General features: G+C 69.7%; 16 protein-coding genes, 1 tRNA gene and 2 pseudogenes. 7 read left to right on the top strand and 12 right to left on the bottom strand.

Translation table 11 applies throughout. The features are described 5' to 3' along the window. From FE633_RS48960 to FE633_RS41585, 3 genes and pseudogenes are all read left to right on the top strand, one after another. Window positions 1-339 (top strand): annotated as a pseudogene (locus FE633_RS48960) (hypothetical protein); the annotation flags it as partial. Further along, a complete protein-coding gene (locus FE633_RS41590) occupies window positions 336-1,805 on the top strand; it encodes an alpha/beta hydrolase family protein (RefSeq protein ID WP_246114072.1) in 1,470 nt (489 codons plus the stop codon). The pseudogene FE633_RS48960 and the gene FE633_RS41590, both read left to right, overlap by 4 nt. A 55-nt stretch (window positions 1,806-1,860) precedes the next feature. After that, window positions 1,861-2,730 carry a PaaX family transcriptional regulator gene (locus tag FE633_RS41585; protein WP_425473304.1) on the top strand — a complete coding sequence of 290 codons (870 nt, stop codon included), beginning with the start codon at window positions 1,861-1,863 and terminating at the stop codon, window positions 2,728-2,730. A 166-nt stretch (window positions 2,731-2,896) separates the two neighbouring features. On the opposite strand, the gene FE633_RS41580 is transcribed toward FE633_RS41585, so the two are convergent. Together FE633_RS41580 and FE633_RS41575 are read right to left on the bottom strand one after the other, a co-directional pair. After that, window positions 2,897-3,571 carry a TetR/AcrR family transcriptional regulator gene (locus FE633_RS41580; protein ID WP_138050357.1) on the bottom strand — a complete coding sequence of 225 codons (675 nt, stop codon included), beginning with the start codon at window positions 3,569-3,571 and terminating at the stop codon, window positions 2,897-2,899. Beyond that, window positions 3,568-4,578, bottom strand: a complete 1,011-nt coding sequence (locus FE633_RS41575) for an acyl-CoA desaturase (RefSeq protein WP_138050356.1) — start codon at window positions 4,576-4,578, stop codon at window positions 3,568-3,570. Before FE633_RS41575 ends, FE633_RS41580 begins: the two co-directional genes overlap by 4 nt. A gap of 273 nt (window positions 4,579-4,851) precedes the next feature. On the opposite strand from FE633_RS41575, the gene ppc reads away from it, so the two are divergent. After that, entirely contained in the window at window positions 4,852-7,584 is a 2,733-nt protein-coding gene (gene ppc, locus FE633_RS41570; RefSeq protein WP_138050355.1) for a phosphoenolpyruvate carboxylase, read from the top strand. Window positions 7,585-7,648: 64 nt separating this feature from the next. Here ppc and FE633_RS41565 read toward each other — a convergent pair whose 3' ends face one another. The 8 genes from FE633_RS41565 to FE633_RS41530 form a co-directional block, all read right to left on the bottom strand. After that, a complete protein-coding gene (locus FE633_RS41565; RefSeq protein ID WP_138050354.1) occupies window positions 7,649-8,332 on the bottom strand; it encodes an LPXTG cell wall anchor domain-containing protein in 684 nt (227 codons plus the stop codon). Between the two features lie 165 nt (window positions 8,333-8,497). Next, on the bottom strand, window positions 8,498-8,983 hold the full coding sequence (locus FE633_RS41560) for a hypothetical protein (RefSeq protein WP_138050353.1): 486 nt from the start codon (window positions 8,981-8,983) through the stop codon (window positions 8,498-8,500). A 93-nt stretch (window positions 8,984-9,076) separates the two neighbouring features. Beyond that, window positions 9,077-9,679: an aminoacyl-tRNA hydrolase gene (gene pth, locus FE633_RS41555; RefSeq protein ID WP_138050352.1), complete on the bottom strand. Its 603-nt coding sequence runs from the start codon at window positions 9,677-9,679 to the stop codon at window positions 9,077-9,079. A 67-nt stretch (window positions 9,680-9,746) separates the two neighbouring features. Further along, entirely contained in the window at window positions 9,747-10,340 is a 594-nt protein-coding gene (locus FE633_RS41550; protein ID WP_138050351.1) for a 50S ribosomal protein L25/general stress protein Ctc, read from the bottom strand. Between the two features lie 189 nt (window positions 10,341-10,529). Further along, complete coding sequence (locus FE633_RS41545; protein WP_138050350.1) at window positions 10,530-11,501, bottom strand: ribose-phosphate diphosphokinase; 972 nt, start codon at window positions 11,499-11,501, stop codon at window positions 10,530-10,532. 143 nt (window positions 11,502-11,644) lie between these two features. After that, the gene (gene glmU, locus FE633_RS41540) at window positions 11,645-13,093 is read right to left on the bottom strand and encodes a bifunctional UDP-N-acetylglucosamine diphosphorylase/glucosamine-1-phosphate N-acetyltransferase GlmU (RefSeq protein WP_138050349.1); all 1,449 of its coding nucleotides are present in this window, start codon (window positions 13,091-13,093) and stop codon (window positions 11,645-11,647) included. Between the two features lie 127 nt (window positions 13,094-13,220). Beyond that, a tRNA-Gln gene (locus FE633_RS41535) sits at window positions 13,221-13,295 on the bottom strand. A 27-nt stretch (window positions 13,296-13,322) separates the two neighbouring features. Next, window positions 13,323-14,180, bottom strand: coding sequence for a hypothetical protein (locus FE633_RS41530; protein WP_138050348.1), 858 nt, complete (start codon window positions 14,178-14,180; stop codon window positions 13,323-13,325). Between the two features lie 167 nt (window positions 14,181-14,347). Between FE633_RS41530 and FE633_RS41525 the strand changes: the two genes are divergently transcribed. Further along, window positions 14,348-15,676: a sensor histidine kinase gene (locus FE633_RS41525; protein WP_138050347.1), complete on the top strand. Its 1,329-nt coding sequence runs from the start codon at window positions 14,348-14,350 to the stop codon at window positions 15,674-15,676. A 53-nt stretch (window positions 15,677-15,729) separates the two neighbouring features. Here FE633_RS41525 and FE633_RS41520 read toward each other — a convergent pair whose 3' ends face one another. Together FE633_RS41520 and FE633_RS41515 are read right to left on the bottom strand one after the other, a co-directional pair. Continuing rightward, the gene (locus FE633_RS41520) at window positions 15,730-16,236 is read right to left on the bottom strand and encodes an SUKH-3 domain-containing protein (RefSeq protein ID WP_138050346.1); all 507 of its coding nucleotides are present in this window, start codon (window positions 16,234-16,236) and stop codon (window positions 15,730-15,732) included. Window positions 16,237-16,303: 67 nt separating this feature from the next. Further along, window positions 16,304-16,807 carry a YwqJ-related putative deaminase gene (locus FE633_RS41515; RefSeq protein ID WP_138050345.1) on the bottom strand — a complete coding sequence of 168 codons (504 nt, stop codon included), beginning with the start codon at window positions 16,805-16,807 and terminating at the stop codon, window positions 16,304-16,306. Between the two features lie 270 nt (window positions 16,808-17,077). Here FE633_RS41515 and FE633_RS41510 point away from each other — a divergent pair, with 270 nt between their 5' ends. Continuing rightward, window positions 17,078-18,064 (top strand): SMI1/KNR4 family protein, encoded by a 987-nt coding sequence (locus FE633_RS41510; RefSeq protein ID WP_138050344.1) that lies wholly within the window; start codon window positions 17,078-17,080, stop codon window positions 18,062-18,064. Between the two features lie 7 nt (window positions 18,065-18,071). Next, window positions 18,072-19,786, top strand: a pseudogene (locus FE633_RS41505) (SUKH-4 family immunity protein); the annotation flags it as partial.

The raw sequence follows: 19,786 nt of genomic DNA, 5'->3' as shown, positions 1-19,786 counted from the left end.
CAGTCCACGATGTACGGCCCGCTGGGCGCCCTGCTCACCGAGATGTTCGGCACCCGCGTCCGCTACACCGGCGCCTCCCTCGGCTACCAGGGCGCCACCCTCGTCGGCGCCGGCTTCTCCCCGATGATCGCCGGAAGCCTGGTGGCCGGAAGCGGAAGCGGCACCCCCGTCGCCCTGCTGGTGTGCGGGGGCTCCCTCATCACCGCACTGACCGTCTGGTTCGTACGCGAGACCCACCGCGACTCCCTCACCGAAGCCGGCGCCCGTGCTGAGGCCGGTGCCGAGTCCGGAGCCACCGCCCCCCACTCCTCCGCCCCCAAGGAGCCGTTGACCTCATGACGTCCCCATCCCGCACCCGCGCCCGCACGTTATTACCGCGGTGGACGCGGTTACCGCGGCTGTCGCGGTCGTCGCGGCTGTCGCGCGGTACCGCCGCCTCGGCCGCCCTCCTGCTCGCCGCGTCCGCCGCCTCCATCGCCGCCCCCGTGGCGCCCGCATACGCCGCCGCGCCCGCCGAACACGTCGAGGGACGCCTCCCCTCGGGGGCCGTGTACGTGATGGACAAGCCCGTCGACTGGAACGGCACCGTCGTGCTCTTCAGCCACGGCTACCGGCCCGCCGGCACGCCCCTCGCCGCCCAGAACGCCCCTGACGACGCCACGAAAGCCCTCCTCCTCGAGAAGGGCTACGCGCTCATCGGCTCCTCCTACGCCACCAACGGGTGGGCCGTGGCGGACGCCGTGCCCGACCAGCTCGCCACGCTCGATGTGTTCACCGAGCGCGTGGGCCCGGCACGGCGCACCATCGCCTGGGGCATGTCGTACGGCGGTCTGGTCACCACCGCGATCGCCGAACGGCACCCGGAGCGGATCGACGGTTCGCTCTCCGGCTGCGGGCTCGTCCACGGCGGCGTCGCCAACTGGAACAACACCCTCGACCCCGTCTTCGCCCTCAAGACCCTGCTCGCGCCGGGCTCCTCCGTCGATGTGGTGGGCTTTCCCGACCAGGCCTCGGCGGCCGCCGCGGCCGGCACCCTGAGCACGGCCGTCGCCGGCGCCCAGGCCACACCCGAGGGCCGTGCCCGCATCGCCCTCGCGGCCGCGCTCCACAACATCCCCGGCTGGAACGCCACCTCACAGCCGAAGCCGGCACCGGACGACTGGAACGCCCAGCAGGCCAACCAGTACCAGGCCCTCCAGGGGCTGCTGGCCCTGCCCGCGTTCTCCTGGCGCCAGGAGGCCGAGAGCCGGGCGGGCGGCAACATGTCCTGGAACACCGGCGTCGACTACACGAAGATGCTCCGCCGTTCCCCCGTCTTCAAGGAGGTCACCGAGCTCTACCGCGATGCCGGCCTGTCCCTGAAGAACGACCTGCGCGCCCTGAACCGGGCCCCGCGCATCAGTGCCGACCCCGCAGCCGTCGACTGGATGAGCCGCACCAGCGCGTTCACCGGCCGGCTGCGCAAACCCCAGCTGGACATCCACACCACCGGCGACGCCCTCGTCCCCGTACAGACCGAGAGCGCCTACCGCAGGGCCACCGCCGCCGCGGGCTCGTCCTCGAGGCTCCGGCAGGCGTACGTCGACAACGCCGGCCACTGCACCTTCAGCCCGGCCGAGCAGATGGCCGCCCTGCACACTCTGGAAAAGCGCCTCACCAGCGGGCATTGGCAGGGCACGGATCCCGCGTCGCTCAACGCAACGGCCGCCGGGGCGGACCCCACGACCCCGGCCCGCTACATCCCCTACCGGCCCGCGCCCTACCCCCGCCCGTACGACCTGGCGCATCCCGCCGACGGTCGCTGACCAGCGCGTACGGCCGCCCGCTCCTCCCTGAGGGGGCGGCCGTACGCTTACCGCTGTGGAGGACGACGACCTGGACACGACGGACACCCCTGATGCCGCCGTCATCGCCGACGCCCCGCAATTGCGCCCCCAGTCGCTCGTGCTCGCCTTCTTCGGCAACCACGTCCTCGACGAGGGCGACCTGTGCGTCTACTCCGGCAGCATCATCGACGTACTCGGCCGCGTCGGGACGGGGGAGCAGGCCGTACGCTCCACGTTGACCCGCATGGTCAACCGGGGCCTGCTGCGGCGCCAGCGCGAGGGCCGCAAGATGTTCTTCGGGCTCACCCCGCAGGCGGCGCGGATCCTTGAGGACGGCGGACAGCGCATCTGGCGCGACGGCGCGGTCAACGAGAACTGGGACGGCACCTGGACCCTGCTCGGCTTCTCCCTCCCCGAGTCCTGGCAGCGCCAGCGCCACGACCTGCGCTCCCGGCTCACCTGGTCCGGCTTCGGCGCCCTCTACAGCGGGCTGTGGATCGCCCCGGGCCGTGCCGACGTTCGCGGCGTCGTCTCCGAACTCGGCCTCGATGCCCACGTCAAGGTCTTCCACGCCCGGGCCGACGAGGCCACCGACATCGGCGAGATGATCCGCGAGAGCTGGGACCTGGAAAGCCTGGCCGCCCGCTACGTCGCCTTCGACAAACGCTGGAGCACCGGCCCGGACGCCGGCTCCCGCGACCCTGTCGCGACCCGGCTGCGGCTGGTCGGCGAATGGCTGCGCATCATTCGTACGGACCCGAGACTGCCGGTCCAGCATCTGCCCGAAGAGTGGCCGGCCCGCCAGGCCCAGGAGACGTTCCGGCGCATCGCGGAGGAAACGGCCGCGTCCGCGAACGGGATGGCACGGGCACTGCTGGAGACGGCTCCGCTGCGCTCGGCTTGACCGGTGTGGTGCCGGGGGCGTGCGGTGGGGCGGGGTCGTGCGGCGGGTGGGGTTGTGCGGGTTGGTTGTGGCTGGTCGCGCAGTTCCCCGCGCCGCCGGGTTGGGGGCGTGCGGGCTCGTTGTGTGGCGGAGCCGTGCATGTCGCAGCCGCGCGCCCCTGGAGGGGTCAGCTCTTGCGGTGGCCTATCAGGCGGGGCTTCGCTTCCAGGCCGTCGAGGCCGTGCCAGGCCAGGTTCACCAGGTGGGCGGCTACCTCGGCCTTCTTGGGGCGGCGTACGTCGAGCCACCACTGGCCGGTCAGGGCGACCATGCCCACCAGGGCCTGGGCGTACAGCGGCGCCAGCTTCGGGTCGAAGCCGCGGCTCTTGAACTCACGGCCCAGGATGTCCTCGACCTGCGTGGCGATGTCCGAGATCAGCGAGGCGAAAGAACCCGTGGACTGGGGGATGGGGGAGTCGCGGACCAGGATGCGGAACCCGTCCGTGTACTCCTCGATGTAGTCGAGGAGGGCGAACGCCGCCTGCTCGCACAGCTCGCGGGGGTGGCCGGCCGTCAGCGAGCTGGTCACCATGTCCAGCAGACGCCGCATCTCACGGTCCACGACCACCGCGTACAGGCCCTCCTTGCCGCCGAAGTGCTCGTACACCACCGGCTTGGAGACGCCGGCCTTCGCCGCGATCTCCTCCACCGACGTGCCCTCGAACCCCTTGGCGGCGAACAGCGTGCGGCCGATCTCCAGCAGCTGCTGGCGTCGCTCCGCCCCCGTCATCCGGGTCCGGCGCGCACGCCGCGGCTTCTCGTTGCTGGGTGTGCTGGAGTCGGTCGCCACGCCGTCAATCATGCCGCGTCAACGGTCACCTTCTTGCGTCGGGCGCCCTTCCCGTCCTGGTTCCGGCGGGAATCGATACGCGAGCGTGACGGCCAGCGCACGTCGTACGCCCAGCCGAGCCGCTCGAACCAGCGGATGATCCGCGCCGACGAGTCCAGCTGACCGCGCTCCACACCGTGGCGGGCCGACGTCGGATCGGCGTGGTGCAGGTTGTGCCAGGACTCACCGCAGGAGAGCACGGCCAGCCACCACACGTTCCCCGAACGGTCACGCGACTTGAACGGCCGCTTGCCCACCGCGTGGCAGATCGAGTTGATGGACCACGTGACGTGATGCAACAACGCCACTCGAACGAGTGAGCCCCAGAAGAAGCCCGTGAAGGCCCCCCACCAGGACATCGTCACCAGACCGCCGATCAGCGGCGGCAGCGCCAGCGACAGCACGGTCCACAGGACGAACTGCCGCGAGATCGCGCGGATCGCCCCGTCCTTGATCAGATCCGGCGCGTACTTCTCCTGCGGCGTCTGCTCCTCGTCGAACATCCATGCGATGTGCGCCCACCACAGGCCCTTCATCAGGGCCGGAACCGTCTCGCCGAAACGCCACGGGGAGTGCGGGTCGCCCTCCGCGTCGGAGAACTTGTGGTGCTTGCGGTGATCGGCCACCCAGCGGACCAGAGGACCTTCCACCGCCATCGAGCCCGCGATCGCCAGCGCGATCCGCAAGGGCCGTTTGGCCTTGAACGAACCATGCGTGAAGTAGCGGTGGAATCCGATCGTGATGCCATGGCAGCCGAGGTAGTAGAAGAAGACCAGCAGGCCAAGATCCAGCCAGCTCACACCCCAGCCCCAGGCCAGCGGAACCGCCGCGAGCAGCGCCAGAAACGGGACGGTGATGAAGAGCAGGAGAGTGATCTGCTCGATCGAACGCTTCTGCTCACCGCCCAGTGTGGCGGAGGGGAGTGGGGTGTCGTTGGCCGCCTTCGGGGCGTCGTCGATCACATCGGAACTCGTGGTCATGGGCGTCCCCTGTGGGATCGAGTATGGAGAGAGTGGCCGGATACGGTGCCTACGGTTCCGTAACCTACGGCATCGTAAGTATGGCAGCGCGCGGCCCGGCGGCAAGAGCCCGAAAGTCTGCGCGTCCGCATCGAGACCTATCCTTGGAGACGGTCGGACAGCGCGGTCCGCTCTGTTTTTCTTCCCGGAAGCCCTCGCCCTAAGCGGCGCACGCCGCGCAGGACCGACGGGTTCCCCGCCAGACGAGCTTCAACACTGCAAGGAGCCGCACCTGTGAGCAGTGCCGACGACCAGACCACCACAACCAGCAGTGAGCTGCGCGCCGACATCCGCCGCCTGGGCGACCTGCTGGGCGAGACCCTCGTACGCCAAGAGGGCCCCGAGCTCCTCGAACTGGTCGAGCGAGTCCGCCGCCTCACCCGAGAGGACGGCGAGGCCGCCGCCGAACTGCTGCGCGGCACGGAACTGGAGACCGCCGCCAAGCTCGTCCGCGCCTTCTCCACGTACTTCCACCTGGCGAACGTCACCGAACAGGTGCACCGCGGCCGTGAACTGCGAGCCAAGCGAGCCGCCGAAGGCGGACTCCTCGCCCGCACCGCGGACCGGCTCAAGGACGCCGACGCCGAACATCTGCGCGCCACCGTGCGCAACCTCAATGTCCGCCCAGTTTTCACCGCCCACCCGACGGAAGCCGCCCGCCGTTCCGTCCTCAACAAGCTGAGGCGGATCGCCGCACTGCTGGAGACCCCCGTCATCGAGGCCGACCGGCGCCGCTACGACACCCGTCTGGCCGAGAACATCGACCTTGTCTGGCAGACGGACGAACTGCGAGTCGTCCGCCCCGAACCCGCCGACGAGGCCCGCAACGCGATCTACTACCTCGACGAACTCCACGCGGGCGCCGTCGGCGACGTCCTCGAAGACCTCACCGCCGAACTGGAACGCGTCGGCGTCCAGCTCCCCGATGACACCCGCCCCCTCACCTTCGGCACCTGGATCGGCGGCGACCGCGACGGCAACCCGAACGTCACCCCGCAGGTCACCTGGGACGTCCTGATCCTCCAGCACGAGCACGGCATCAACGACGCCCTGGAACTCGTCGACGAACTGCGCGGCTTCCTCTCCAACTCCATCCGCTACACCGGCGCCACCGACGAACTCCTCGCCTCCCTCCAAACCGACCTCGAAGCGCTGCCGGAGATCAGCCCCCGCTACAAGCGCCTCAACGCCGAAGAGCCCTACCGCCTCAAGGCCACCTGCATCCGGCAGAAGCTGGAGAACACCAAGCAGCGCCTCGCCAAGGGCATCCCCCACGAGGAAAACCGCGACTACCTCGGCACCGCGGAACTCCTCCGCGACCTCACCCTCATCCAGACCTCCCTGCGCGAACACCGCGGCGCGCTCTTCGCCGACGGCCGCATGAACCGCACCATCCGCACCCTCGCCGCCTTCGGCCTCCAACTGGCCACCATGGACGTACGCGAACACGCCGACGCCCACCACCACGCCCTCGGTCAGCTCTTCGACCGCCTCGGCGAAGAGTCCTGGCGCTACGAGGACATGCCCCGCGAGTACCGGCACAAGCTGCTCGCCAAGGAACTCCGTTCCCGCCGGCCCCTGGGACCCACCCCCGCCCCACTGGACGCGGCCGGACACAAGACCCTCGGCGTGTTCGAGACCGTCAAGCGGGCCCTCCAGGTGTTCGGACCCGAGGTGATCGAGTCCTACATCATCTCGATGTGCCAGGGCGCGGACGACGTGTTCGCCGCCGCCGTCCTCGCCCGCGAGGCCGGACTGATCGACCTCCACGCCGGCTGGGCGAAGATCGGCATCGTGCCCCTCCTGGAGACGACCGACGAACTGCGCGCCGCGGACGTCATCCTCGACGACATGCTCGCCGACCCCTCCTACCGGCGACTCGTCGCGCTGCGCGGCGACGTCCAGGAGGTCATGCTCGGCTACTCCGACTCCTCGAAGTTCGGCGGCATCACCACCAGCCAGTGGGAGATCCACCGCGCCCAGCGGCGCCTGCGTGACGTGGCCCACCGCTACGGCGTACGCCTGCGCCTCTTCCACGGCCGCGGCGGCACCGTCGGCCGCGGCGGCGGCCCCTCGCACGACGCGATCCTCGCCCAGCCCTGGGGCACCCTGGAAGGCGAGATCAAGGTGACCGAGCAGGGCGAGGTCATCTCCGACAAGTACCTCGTCCCCTCACTCGCCCGCGAGAACCTCGAACTCACCGTCGCCGCCACGCTGCAGGCCTCCGCCCTGCACACCGCCCCCCGCCAGTCCGACGAAGCGCTCGCCCGCTGGGACGCGGCCATGGACGTCGTCTCCGACGCCGCCCACGACGCCTACCGGCGCCTGGTCGAGGACCCCGACCTCCCCGCGTACTTCTTCGCCTCCACCCCCGTCGACCAGCTCGCCGAACTCCACCTCGGCTCCCGGCCCTCCCGGCGCCCCGACTCCGGCGCCGGCCTCGACGGACTCCGCGCCATCCCCTGGGTGTTCGGCTGGACCCAGTCGCGACAGATCGTGCCCGGCTGGTTCGGCGTCGGCTCCGGACTGAAGGCACTGCGCGAAGCCGGGCTGGACAGCGTGCTGGAAGAGATGCACGAGCAGTGGCACTTCTTCCGCAACTTCGTCTCCAACGTCGAAATGACGCTGGCCAAGACGGACCTGCGCATCGCCCGCCACTACGTCGACACCCTCGTCCCGAGCGAGCTCAAGCACGTCTTCGCCACCATCGAAGCCGAACACGAGCTCACCGTCCGCGAGGTCCTGCGGATCACCGGCGGACAGGAACTCCTCGACGCCCAGCCGGTGCTGAAGCAGACCTTCACCATCCGGGACGCTTACCTCGACCCGATCTCCTACCTCCAGGTCGCCCTGCTCAAGCGGCAGCGCGACGACGCCGCGGCGGGTGCCGAACCCGACCCGCTGCTCTCCCGCGCCCTGCTCCTCACCGTCAACGGTGTCGCCGCCGGCCTGCGCAACACGGGCTGAAGATCCACACAGCACGGTGCCCCCATGGCCGCACGGCCATGGGGGCACCGTCATACGCCGGGGCTCAGCTCCGGCCGCCGACCTTGTGGCGGCGGAAGAGCAGGTAGCCGCCGACGGCGACGAGCGCGGCCGCGACGGCGGAGAGGATGCCGACGGGGGCGCTGCTGCCGGTCTCGGCGAGGTCGCCGCTCTTGTCGTTGTCGCCGCTGTCGCCGCCCTGGGCGGAAGGCGCCGGGGAGGCGGACGGGGACTCTCCCAGGACACCGCCCGCCACCGCGGTGGAGGCGGACGGGGACGGAGACGGAGTGACGCCGCCCTCGTCGTCGGAGTCCCCGGGGCCGCCCTCGCAGTCCGTCCAGAACACCTTGTGCTTCGCGGAGCCCTTCTCACCGTCGAAGTTCCAGAACAGCTTGTAGTGACCGTCCGGCAACGACATGTCGTTCGTACGGGCATGCCCCTCGGCGTCGAGCGTCAGCGAACCCGAGGTGACGGTCTCGCCCTTGACGTCGGCGGTCGGAGCCCAGGCCTCGATGTGCCAGGCGATCCGCTGGCCGCCGTCGAAACCGAAGGCGTCGAGGTAGAAGGTGCAGACATGCGGCTCGTTCTTGCGGAGATCCTCGCCGGTGACGGCGTCATGGATCTTCACGGTGCCGTTGTCGCCCTGCGGAGCGGCGTGGGCGGCGGGGGCGGTCAGCAGTGTGGCTGCCGCAGCGGCGGCGAGGGCGCCGGCGCGGAAGAGGGTACGCATGGGCAGTCCATCTTCGTCAGTGGAACGGAAGATGTGGAGGGGGCGGTTCAGCTTCCTGGTGCGCCGAAAACCGGTCAAGTGGTAAGACGTCCCACCTGTCTCATGTGTGACTTCTCGTCACAATGATCCTGATAACGATCAGGGAACACACAGAAGTTCGAGCGCTCAGAGCGCCACGAACGCGGCCGTCAGCAACGCCAGCCCCGCCCCGCCGAGCACCCACGCCAGACGCGTCAGACGCAGTCCACCCGCGACCACCACCGAAGCGAGAAGCAGCGCGCCACCGAGCGGAACCCACGCGTACAACACCCCGCCCGGACCCGTGCGCACCACGTCGTCGCTGCCCGGCTTCACCACCACCGCGTACGTCTGGCCCTTCTTCGCCACGACCGTGCTCTGAATGGTGACCCGGTCACGCGCGCGGGAACCCTCCGACGCAGGTGTGTACGGGCCGGTGCAACGGTCGTCGGCGCACGCCTGGACCGTCATCGTGCCGCGCTCGCGGCCCTTCGTGAGCATCACATGCTGAGCGGTACCCCACGACGCCCAGACGCCCGCGATCAGGATCAGCGCCGCGACCGTCCCCATCGCCGCGAGCCGCCCGAACCGCAGCGCCGAGGCCGCGCTCCGACGGGAGGTGAGGGCAGACATGGCGGCGATCCTTGGCCATGCCCCGGCACCCGGTCAACTCCGACGGCCATTTCTGGGGGACAAGTCCCGCGTTGTACGGACCTTTCGGCGGCCTCAGGAGTTGTACGTGCTCTGCGCCCGCTCCAACCCCTCGATGACCAGACACTCCACCGCGTCTGCCGCACGGTCCACGAAGTAGTCGAGCTCCTTGCGCTCCGCCGACGAGAAGTCCTTCAGCACGAAATCCGCCACCTGCATACGCCCCGGAGGGCGCCCGATTCCGAACCGCACGCGGTGATAGTCCGAACCCATCACCTTCGTCATGGACTTCAACCCGTTGTGCCCGTTGTCGCCACCGCCCAGCTTGAGCCGCAGCACGCCGTAGTCGATGTCCAACTCGTCATGCACCGCGACGATGTTCGCGACCGGCACCTTGTAGAAGTCCCGCAAGGCGTTCACCGGACCACCCGACAGATTCATGTACGACATCGGCTTCGCCAGGATCACCCGACGGCTCCCCGGACCCGGCGGACCGATCCGGCCCTCCACCACCTGCGCCTGAGCCTTGCCCGCCCGCTTGAACCCGCCACCGATCCGCCCCGCGAGCAGGTCGGCCACCATGAACCCCACGTTGTGCCGGTTCATCGCATACCCCGGCCCCGGATTGCCGAGCCCCACGATCAACCACGGAGCGCCCGCGTCGGTCGTCACGTCCATGTCTCCTTCATGTACGCCGGCCGCCGCTCCTCAGGAGCGGCGGCCGGCGAAACGATGACAGCGAGGATCAGACCTCGGCGCCCTCGGCAGCCTCTTCCTCGGCCTCGCCCGCGGCCTCCTCCGCCTGCGCGGCCAGAACCTGCAGAACGACGGCGTCGCCGTCGATGTCCAGCGTCGTGCCGTCCGGAAGCGGGATGTCCTTGGCGAGGATGGAGGCGCCGGCCTCCAGGCCCTCGATGGAGACGGTGACCGACTCGGGGATGTGCGTGGCCTCGGCCTCGACCGGCAGCGCGTTCAGCACGTGCTCCAGCAGGTTGCCGCCCGGAGCCAGCTCGCCCTCGGTGTGCACGTAGATCTCGACGTTGACCTTCTCACCGCTCCTGACGAGCAGCAGGTCGACGTGCTCCAGGAAACCCTTGATGGCGTCACGCTGGACAGCCTTCGGGATCGCCAGCTTCTTCTTGCCGTCGAGTTCCAGGGCCAGCAGAACGTTCGGGGTACGCAGCGCCAGCAGCAGATCGTGACCCGGCAGCGTGACGTGGGTCGGGGCGTCACCGTGACCGTACAGAACGCCCGGAACCTTGCTCTCACGGCGAATACGACGCGCGGCACCCTTGCCGAACTCCGTACGGATCTCGGCGGCGAGCTTTACCTCGGCCATGCTCAATCACTCCTCGTAACTAGGGGAAGGTGGTCACCCGGCCATACATCGGCCTGCTACGAAGAGCGCGTCGATAACGGACCGCCGTACCAAAAAAGTACGGCCTCCCTCGCCGAGCAACTGTGACAGCTTACGCGGCGAGAAGGCCGTACCAGAAATCGATCTTCCGGGCCCTCTGACGTGGGCCTCCTACTCGTCGAACAGGCTCGTCACCGAACCGTCCTCGAACACCTCACGCACCGCACTCGCGATCGTCGGGGCGATCGACAGCACCGTGATCTTGTCCAGCGCCAGCTCACCCGGCGTCGGCAGCGTGTCCGTGAAAATGAACTCGCTCACCTTCGAGTTCTTCAGCCGGTCGGCCGCCGGACCCGACAGCACACCGTGCGTGGCCGTCACAATGACGTCCTCCGCACCATGCGCGAACAGCGCCTCCGCCGCCGCGCAGATCGTGCCGCCCGTGTCGATCATGTCATCGACGAGGACACAGACCCGGCCCTCCACATCACCGACCACCTCGTGCACCGTGACCTGATTCGCCACGTCCTTGTCCCGGCGCTTGTGCACGATCGCCAGCGGCGCACCCAGACGGTCACACCAGCGGTCCGCGACCCGTACCCGACCCGCGTCCGGCGACACCACGGTCAGCTGGGTGCGATCCACCTTCCCGCCCACATAGTCCGCCAGCAGCGGCAACGCGAAGAGATGATCGACCGGGCCGTCGAAGAAACCCTGGATCTGATCCGTGTGCAGGTCCACCGTCAGGATCCGGTCGGCACCCGCCGACTTCATCATGTCCGCGACCAGACGCGCCGAAATCGGTTCACGTCCACGGTGCTTCTTGTCCTGACGGGCGTAACCGTAGAACGGCACAATCACCGTGATGCTCCGAGCGGAAGCCCGCTTCAGAGCATCGATCATGATCAATTGCTCCATGATCCACTTGTTGATCGGAGCCGTGTGGCTCTGGATCAGGAAGCAGTCGGCACCACGCGCCGACTCCTCGTAACGGACATAGATCTCACCGTTCGCGAAGTCGAAGGCCCTTGTAGGGACAACCCCGACACCCAGCTCGTGGGCCACCGCCTTGGCAAGCTCGGGGTGGGCGCGGCCGGAGAAGAACATCAACTTCTTCTCGCCGGTCGTCTTGATCCCGGTCACAGCACTGTCTCCTCAGAGGTGTCTCAGCTGGGCGCAGACAAGTGATCGCAACCGTCGTCGATCACGATGAGCTGCATGTCCTGGTAGGGGTGTGTGAATGTGCGGTTATCACGGTACGCCGAGTCAGACGTGCCTGTTTCCGGTCAGCTTTCGCCCTCCGCCTCACGAGAAGCCGCCTCCGCCGCCTTCGCCGCAGCGCTCCCCGGACGCTTCCGCGCCACCCAACCCTCGATATTCCGCTGCTGACCACGGGCCACAGCCAGCGAACCGGGCGGCACATCCTTCGTGATGACCGAGCCCGCCGCCGTGTAGGCGCCGTCCCCGACCGTGACGGGTGCCACAAACATGTTGTCCGAACCCGTCTTGCAATGTGAACCCACCGTCGTGTGGTGCTTCGCCTCACCGTCGTAGTTCACGAACACGCTCGCGGCACCGATGTTCGTGTACTCGCCGATCGTCGCATCCCCCACATACGACAGATGCGGCACCTTCGTGCCCTCACCGATCGACGCGTTCTTCGTCTCCACATACGTACCCAGCTTGGCCTTCAGCCCAAGCCGCGTACCCGGACGCAGATACGCGAACGGCCCGACCGACGCCTGCGGCCCCACCTCCGAGCCATACGCGACGGTGTTGTCGACCCGGGCCCCCGGGCCCACCCGGGTGTCCGTGAGACGCGAGTTCGGACCGACCTCCGCACCCTCGCCCAGATGAGTGGCCCCATGAAGCTGCGTACCCGGATGCACGATCGCGTCCTGCTCGAACGTGACCGTCACATCGATCCAGGTGGTGGCCGGGTCGACGACCGTCACCCCGGCGAGCATCGCCCGCTCGAGGAGGCGGTCGTTGAGGATGCGGCGGGCCTCCGACAGCTGCACGCGATTGTTGATCCCGGCGATCTCACGATGGTCGCCGGCCACGGACGCGCCCACACGGTGACCGGCCCCGCGAAGAATCCCGAGCACATCCGTCAGGTACTCCTCACCCTGACTGTTGTCCGTCCGCACCTTGCCGAGCGCATCGGCGAGGAGCTGCCCGTCGAAGGCGAAGACACCCGAGTTGATCTCCCGGATGGCGCGCTGCGACTCGGTGGCGTCCTTGTGCTCGACGATCGCCGTCACCGCACCGGAGACTCCGTCGCGGACAATGCGGCCGTAGCCGGTCGCGTCCGGCACCTCGGCGGTCAGCACGGTCACGGCGTTGCCGTCCGCGCTGTGCGTGGCGGCGAGATGACGGAGCGTTTCGCCACTGAGCAGGGGAGTGTCCCCGCAGACCACGACCACGGTGCCGTCGACGGCACCACCCAGCTGCTCCAGCCCCATCCGCACCGCGTGCCCGGTGCCGTTCTGCTCGGCCTGCACCGCTGTCCGTACGCCCGGGTCGATCCCGGCGAGGTGCGCGGTGACCTTCTCGCGGGCGTGCCCCACGACGACGACCAGTTGCTCGGGGTCCAACTCACGCGCGGCGGCGAGCACATGGCCCACAAGGGAACGGCCACAGATGTCGTGCAGGACCTTCGGTGTGGCCGACTTCATACGGGTGCCCTCACCCGCTGCGAGTACGACGACGGCTGCCGGGCGGTTGGCGCTCACGGGTTTTGCCCTTCGGCTTCGGATGACTGCGATGTCTTTGGGGTGTGGACATGGGCAGGATACCGGGGCGTAGTGCGGGGGAAATGTGAGCGGGGCCTGACTTGGTGGTCAGGCCCCGAACCGAGCATGGCTCCCCCGCCAGGACTCGAACCCGGACAGATGGCACCAAAAGCCACAGTGCTGCCAATTACACCACGGGGGATTAAATCCGACCAAACCGGACATCTGGCTAGGTCGCCGGGTGGGCACCCAACACTATGCCGTACCAGGCGCCTTCCATGCGACGATACAACTCCGCGCTCTTGGTGACGTAGATGACCAAGCAGCCTCGATAGGTCTCTGCCGTGTTCTTGCGGTTTGTTCGAGGGGTGTGCTGCTTGAGCGTGGTCGGTTGGAAGGTGGAAGCGTCCACCCCGACCAGATCGGCCCAGAATGCCACGGCTTCTGCTGCGTCTGCAGTCGCGTGAATGCTGACCCTGAACCGCATGCGTTCGCGTTCCACGCCCAGCGACTCGAGCCAGCGCAGATAGAGCTTGATCACATTCGGGTCGCTGTTGATGAACTGCAGCGCCTCCGTGCGTCGATACGGCTTGTCCTTGGAGCCCTCGGCCCAGTAGAGGGCGACCCCGGCGATGAACAACTCGCGCTCCGACAGCTCGCCGATGGCTGCCGCTGCAGCCTGTTTGACGTCCGCGCGCTCGCGGTCCTGCGTAGCGCGCAGTCGTGCGAGCCCGGCGTTCATCCGCGCTCGCTGCTCTTCCGGTGTGCACCGGGGTTCCGGATGCGGCAGATCTCGTACCCACAGCGAGACTGAGCTCTTGGAGCAGCCCAGCTCGGCTTGAATCTCGTTGTACGTCCAGCCCTGCTCGCGTAGCTCCCTGGCCCGCTCGCGGAGGTCGTCCTTCGCCCGGGGGCGCTTCGTCCACTCGGCTGGGGGCTCGCCCTCGACGAGGCGTTGGAGGATCTCCTTGTTGTGGACCTGAAGCGCGTCCCGGATCTGCCGAAGGCTGCAGCCCTCGCGCCGCAAGGCGATTGCCTGCTCCCGCAGCCCCTCGAAGTCGGCGTACTTGCTGTGTGCGTGTGCCATGGGCATACCGTCAGGTGGGAATGGGGGCGTCCGGATCGAAACGGTGAGCGATTCAGCAGTTCGAGGGATATCGGATCGTTTCGCTTCTGTTCGATTGCGGGGTGTGGTGTGGCCCAGTGCCCCGAACTTGCCGGAAAAGGGGTGGCGTGCGCCCGTAGGCTGGAGGCATGACCACGACGGGGGAAGACCACACCGTGGCCCTGAAGGGGCCGTGGTGGTGGGCGAGGTGGCGTAGCGCGGTGCTCGATGGAGGGCTCGCGTTGGTGTCCGCCGTCGAGTGTGCGATCGAGGGGGTTCCGTTCGCGCGGGACGCGGGGCTGCCGGTTCCGGCGGGGGTGGTTTTCGGGCTGTTCGCGGGGGCCGTCCTGCTGCTGCGCCGGAAGTGGCCGATCACGGTCGTGCTCGTCTCGATCGCGATCACGCCTGCCGAGATGGGCTACCTGATGGGGCTCGTCGGGCTCTACACGCTGGCCGCGTCGGAGTTGCCGCGGCGGATCACCGGGGCGCTGGCGGCGATGTCGATGCTCGGGGTGCTGATCGTCACGTATGTGCGGGCGCATCAGGGCGTGGTGCGCGGTGATGTGGCCTTCGGTGAGTGGGCGGTGCCGTTCCTGTCGCTGACGACTTCGCTGGGCATGACGGCGCCGCCGGTTCTGCTCGGGTTGTACGTGGGTGCGCGGCGCCGTCTGATGGAGAGCTTGCGTGAGCGGGCCGATTCGCTGGAGCGGGAGTTGCAGCTGCTGGCCGAGCGGGCGGAGGAGCGCGCGGAGTGGGCGCGGAACGAGGAGCGGACGCGGATCGCGCGTGAGATGCATGACGTGGTCGCCCACCGGGTGAGCCTGATGGTCGTGCATGCGGCGGCGTTGCAGGCGGTGGCGCGGAAGGATCCGGAGAAGGCTGCCAGGAACGCGGCGCTTGTGGGGGACATGGGCCGGCAGGCATTGACGGAGCTGCGGGAGATGCTGGGGGTGCTGCGTACGGGGGAGGGTTCGGCGCCCCGGGTGCAGTCGATGCAGTCGGTGCCGTTGGCGGCGGTGGGGGCTGCTGCGGCCGCGGCTGCCGCGGCGTCCCGGGCTGTCGGCGACGAGGGGGGCGAGGGGCCTTGTCTCGCGGATCTGGACGAGCTCCTCGGGCAGTCCGCCGCCGCCGGGATGGCGGTGGATCTCTCGGTCGACGGTGATGCCCGCGCGTACGCCCCGGAGGTCGAGCAGACCACGTATCGCGTCGTGCAGGAGGCGTTGACGAACGTCCACAAGCACGCGGCGGGTGCGAAGACGCATGTGCGGCTGGCGCATCGTTCGTCGGAGATCGCGATGCAGGTGGAGAACGAGCCGCCGCCGGAGCCGGAGGCGGCGTCGGACGCGCGTCTGCCGAGTGGGGGGAATGGCCTGGTCGGGATGAAGGAGCGGGTTTCCGCTCTGGGGGGTGTGTTCGTTTCGGGGCCCACGGACGCGGGTGGGTTCCGGGTGTCGGCCGTGATCCCCGCTGATGGCTGAGGGCTGACGGTTGAGCTGAGGGCTGACGGCTGATGGCTAGGGCTGACGGCTGATCAGCCCGTCGTCAGGCGTTCCGGCTCTGTGCCCGAGATGAGGCCCGTCAGGGCCTGGTCGATGTCGGGGCCGAGGTACCAGTCGCCGGTGTGGTCGAGGGTGTAGACGCGGCCTTCGGCGTCGATGGCGAGCAGCGCGCGGCTTTCGGATTCTTCGCCGAGGGGGCAGACCTCGGTGTCGAGGGCGCGGCCGAGGTCGGCGAGGGTGCGGGCCATGTGGAGGCCGTGCAGGGGGTCGAGGTGGACGGGGGAGGGGGCGATCTGGCGGCCGGGACCGGGCGGTTGGATGTGCAGGCCGCCGAACTCCGCCCAGGCTTCGACCGCCGCGGGGAACACGGCGTGCCGGTGGCCGGCGGGGGATTCGTGGCTGCGGAGGGCGTCGGCCCAGATCTCGGCCTGCTTTATGTCCCAGCGGCCCGGCTGCCATCCGGCGGTGCGCAGTGCCGTGTCCACGGGCGCGGGGAAGCGGCTCGTGGAGGTGGAGGAGGAGGCGCGGTCGGCGTGCATCGGCCCTTCGTTCGTCGAGCGGTGTGGGGTGAGGTGTGTCCTCGTTCGTACGCGGGTGTGGGAAGACTCACGTCTCCGCTGTCGTCGGGTCGACGATGCGTACGCCGAAGTGGGCGCTGAGCGCGGTGCAGGAGCGGCATGGTGCGGCGAAGCTGCCGTGCAGCGGGTCGCCGTCCTCGCGGATGCGGCGGGCGGTGAGTTTCGCGTTCTTGAGGGACTTGCGTGCTTCGCCGTTCGTCATGGGTTTGCGTGCGGCCCGCTTGGTGCGGGCGGCGTCGGCCGCGCTGATGTGCCGTGAGATCAGGATCGCTTCGGCGCACCGGCCGGTGAACCGGTCGCGTTGGCCGCTGGTGAGGGTGTCGAGGAAGTCCCGTACGAGGGGGTGGAGGGCGGGCGCCTGGTCGCCGCGCCCGGCAGTTCCGGTGAGGGTGGCGCCGCGTACGGAGAGGGCGGCGGCGACGGTGGGGAGTATGCCGTCGCGGCGGTGGAGGAGGACGGGTGCGTGGCGTCTTTCGGTGCTGCTCCAGCCCACCCGGGGGTCACCGGACGTGCCTGTCTGTGTGACGTTCATGGTCGTGCTCCCTCCCCTTCCCCCGCGACGGTAGCGGCTGTTGTCCTGCCCCCGGGCGGGGACAGAGTGCCAAACTCCGGGGCCGGTGTGGAAGCTGAGGCGGTGCGACACGCGCGGTCTTCGTCTCACCGTCACGGCAGGGTGACGGCTGGTCACGGAACCGGAGGCCCGGTGGCCGGTACGGAACCGGACGCCCGGTGACCGGTGTCGTCCAACGACATAGGCTGTCGATATCCGTGGAACATCAGAACGCCGCAGGGGGCAACCGCCATGACGACAGGTCGGCTCGGGCAGCAAGCCGCGCCGCCGAACGCGGCCTACGCCGGGCAGGTCGTGCATTTTCCGGACCCGGTCCGGGCCGCCCGTCACCCCAGAGGTGTACGGATCGACGAGTACGGCTACCCCGACTTCTCGGCGTACGCGCGTGCCGCCGCGGAGATCGCCGAGCCGCCCGAGGGTTTCGGTGTCGATGAGTTGCGGCTGACGGACTATGTGTCGGCGAACGCGGCGATGGCGGCTTCGGGACATGACCTGTGGGACACGATTCCGCCGGTGGCGACGCCGCACGGCTGGACGTGGCATCACGTGCCGGGTACGCGGCGGTTGGAGCTGGTGCCGGTCGAGGTGAAGGCGCTGCTGCGGCATCACGGCGGGCTGGCGACGGCGGCCGTGGACCAGAACAAGCGGGGCACGCGGCCGTTGCAGGAGACGCGGCCCGCGCATTTCGGGTTGCCGAAGTCGTCGGTGGCGGTGACCGAGCAGCAGGTGCTGGGGGCCGAGGAGGACCTCGGGTACCGGCTTCCGGGTACCTATCGGTCGTTCCTGAAGGCGGCGGGCGGGTGCGCGCCGGTGGGCGCGGCGCTCGACGCGGAGCTCGGACTGCTCGTCGACCAGCCGTTCTTCACGGTGCGGGACGAGGCCGCCGTCAATGACCTCGTGTATGTCAACAAGTGTCTGCGCGATCACCTCACCAAGGACTACTTGGGAGTTGGTTTCGTACAGGGTGGCCTGCTCGCGGTGAAGGTGAAGGGCGAGCGGATCGGGTCGGTCTGGTTCTGCGCGTACGACGATGCCCGTGACCAGGACGCGTGGCCGCCGGCCGAGCGCGTGCAGCGGCTGTTGCTGCCCTGCGGTGACGACTTCGACCAGTTCCTGGGTCGGCTCGCGGGTAATCCGCCGGAGCTGGAGACCGTGGCGAACCTGATGGTGGACGGCGGCTTCGCGCATGCCGTGGCCGTCTCTTCGGTGGGGGAGTGAACGTCCGATGGTGACCTTCGCGCAGGCGCAGGAGCGCGCGGAAGAGTGGATCAACGGTGATGTGGCCTCGTATCAGCATCGTGAGGTGCGGGTGCGGGAGTTCGAGCTCGGGTTCGTGGTCTGGGCGGAGGATCGCGCCGATGGTCCTCGGTCCGACGGGGGCGAGCAGCGGCTTGTCATCGCGCGCGACAGCGGGGAGGCCACGTTGTGGCCGTCGCTGCCGGTCGGTGAGGTGATTCGCCGGTACGAGGAGGAGTACGGGGTGCCGGACGCGGCACCCGAACCGGCGCCGGCGCCTCCGGCGCGGGTCGATCTGAACCAGACGTCGTTCCTGCTGACTCCCCCGGAGTGGCTGCAGGAGGCGGCGGACAGGATGGGGATTCCGGACCAGCGGGCGGGTTCGTCTCCGGGCTCGGCCCAGGGTTCGTCCCAGGGTTCCTCGCCGGCTTCGTCTCCGGGTTCGTCCGACGGGGCGGGGGCTCGGCCGGCCGCGGCCGCCTCCGGTAACGGGGCTTCCGCCAATGGGGTTGCCGGCGGCGGGGCTGTTCCGCCGGCGCCCGGTGCGCCCGCCGCCCCCGGAGGTGCCACGTCGTGGCCTGCCGCCGGGGGAGGGGCCGAGTCCGGCTCCGCCGCTGGGCCGGGCGCGCCCTCCGCCGCCACTCCGTGGGCCGGGACGGACACCAACGCCGAGCCGGGTGAGGACCGTTCCGTGCCGTTGCCCGCGACGGTGTTCTCGCCGCCGGTGAGCGACCCCGACGACGGCGGTACGCCGCCGCCCGCGGCGCCGGACGCCAAGACCGCCCTGATGTCGGGCGGCAGCCGGCTTCCGCGTACGGCGGTGGCCCCGGCGGTCGACAACGAGCAGGGTTCGGGCGCGACACCGGGCCCGACGCCACCGCCGGGCGCTCCCCAGGGCCCGGGTGCGGCCGGTACTCCGCCTCCGCCGGGTGCTTCGTACGGGTACCCGCAGGGCACCCCGCCGCCGGGGTCTTCGTACGGTTACCCGCAGGGACCCGGTGCGGCCCCGAACACGCCGCCGAACACGCCGCCGAGCGCGCCCGGTACGCCGCCGCCCGCCGGTCCCAACGCCCCGCAGCCGCCTGCCGGTTCGAGTGCGCCGGAGCGACCGCTGCCGCCCAACGCCGGTGACATCGCCGACGCCGCGACCAGCAAGGCGCAGTCGCCGCCGCGTCGGGCGCGTGCCAGTGGGGCGAGTACGCCGCCTCCGCCGGGTGCGCCCGGGACGCCGGGCGCGCGGCCGGGTGGTACGCCTCCGCCGTCCGGGCCCGGTGCGCCGGGTACCCCGGCGGGTGGGTACGTGCCCACCCAGCTTGTCTCGCAGCTTGGTCCGGAGGGTCCGGAGGGCCCCGGTGGTCCCAAGCCTCCGGGTGCGCCTCAGCCTCCGGGTGCGCCTCAGCCTCCGGGTGCTCCGGGTGCTCCGAACCCTCCGGGTGGTACGCCCTCCGGTGGTGTCCACCACGCCGCGACGGTGCTGGCCGATCCGAGTCAGCTCGGCGGCAGCTCCGGTGGTCCCAAGCCTCCGGGCGCGCCTGGTGCACCTGGTGCACCGCAGCCTCCCGGTGCGCCCGGTGCGCCCGGTGCCCCCGGCGCGCCTCAGCCTCCGGGTGCTCCGAATCCTCCGGGTGGTACGCCGCCCGGGGGCGCCCACCACGCGGCGACCGTGCTGGCCGGGCCCGGCCCCGGCGGCCCGGGCGCGGGTGC

The organism is Streptomyces montanus (assembly GCF_005786655.1).
Lineage (GTDB): Bacteria > Actinomycetota > Actinomycetes > Streptomycetales > Streptomycetaceae > Streptomyces > Streptomyces sporangiiformans.
Note: the sequence above shows the minus strand (reverse complement) of the source record. Positions and strands in the feature narration are given on the sequence as shown.

Bases quoted from the DNA above. Each gene is read 5' to 3' on its own strand.
- FE633_RS41575 (WP_138050356.1), bottom strand. From the start codon at position 4,578: ATGACCACGAGTTCCGATGTGATCGACGACGCCCCGAAGGCGGCCAAC.
- FE633_RS41550 (WP_138050351.1), bottom strand. From the start codon at position 10,340: ATGGCCGAGGTAAAGCTCGCCGCCGAGATCCGTACGGAGTTCGGCAAG.
- FE633_RS41560 (WP_138050353.1), bottom strand. From the start codon at position 8,983: ATGTCTGCCCTCACCTCCCGTCGGAGCGCGGCCTCGGCGCTGCGGTTC.
- FE633_RS41515 (WP_138050345.1), bottom strand. From the start codon at position 16,807: ATGAACGTCACACAGACAGGCACGTCCGGTGACCCCCGGGTGGGCTGG.
- FE633_RS41530 (WP_138050348.1), bottom strand. From the start codon at position 14,180: ATGGCACACGCACACAGCAAGTACGCCGACTTCGAGGGGCTGCGGGAG.
- FE633_RS41580 (WP_138050357.1), bottom strand. From the start codon at position 3,571: ATGATTGACGGCGTGGCGACCGACTCCAGCACACCCAGCAACGAGAAG.
- FE633_RS41590 (WP_246114072.1), top strand. From the start codon at position 336: ATGACGTCCCCATCCCGCACCCGCGCCCGCACGTTATTACCGCGGTGG.
- FE633_RS41565 (WP_138050354.1), bottom strand. From the start codon at position 8,332: ATGCGTACCCTCTTCCGCGCCGGCGCCCTCGCCGCCGCTGCGGCAGCC.
- FE633_RS41525 (WP_138050347.1), top strand. From the start codon at position 14,348: ATGACCACGACGGGGGAAGACCACACCGTGGCCCTGAAGGGGCCGTGG.
- pth (WP_138050352.1), bottom strand. From the start codon at position 9,679: ATGGACGTGACGACCGACGCGGGCGCTCCGTGGTTGATCGTGGGGCTC.
- FE633_RS41520 (WP_138050346.1), bottom strand. From the start codon at position 16,236: ATGCACGCCGACCGCGCCTCCTCCTCCACCTCCACGAGCCGCTTCCCC.
- FE633_RS41510 (WP_138050344.1), top strand. From the start codon at position 17,078: ATGACGACAGGTCGGCTCGGGCAGCAAGCCGCGCCGCCGAACGCGGCC.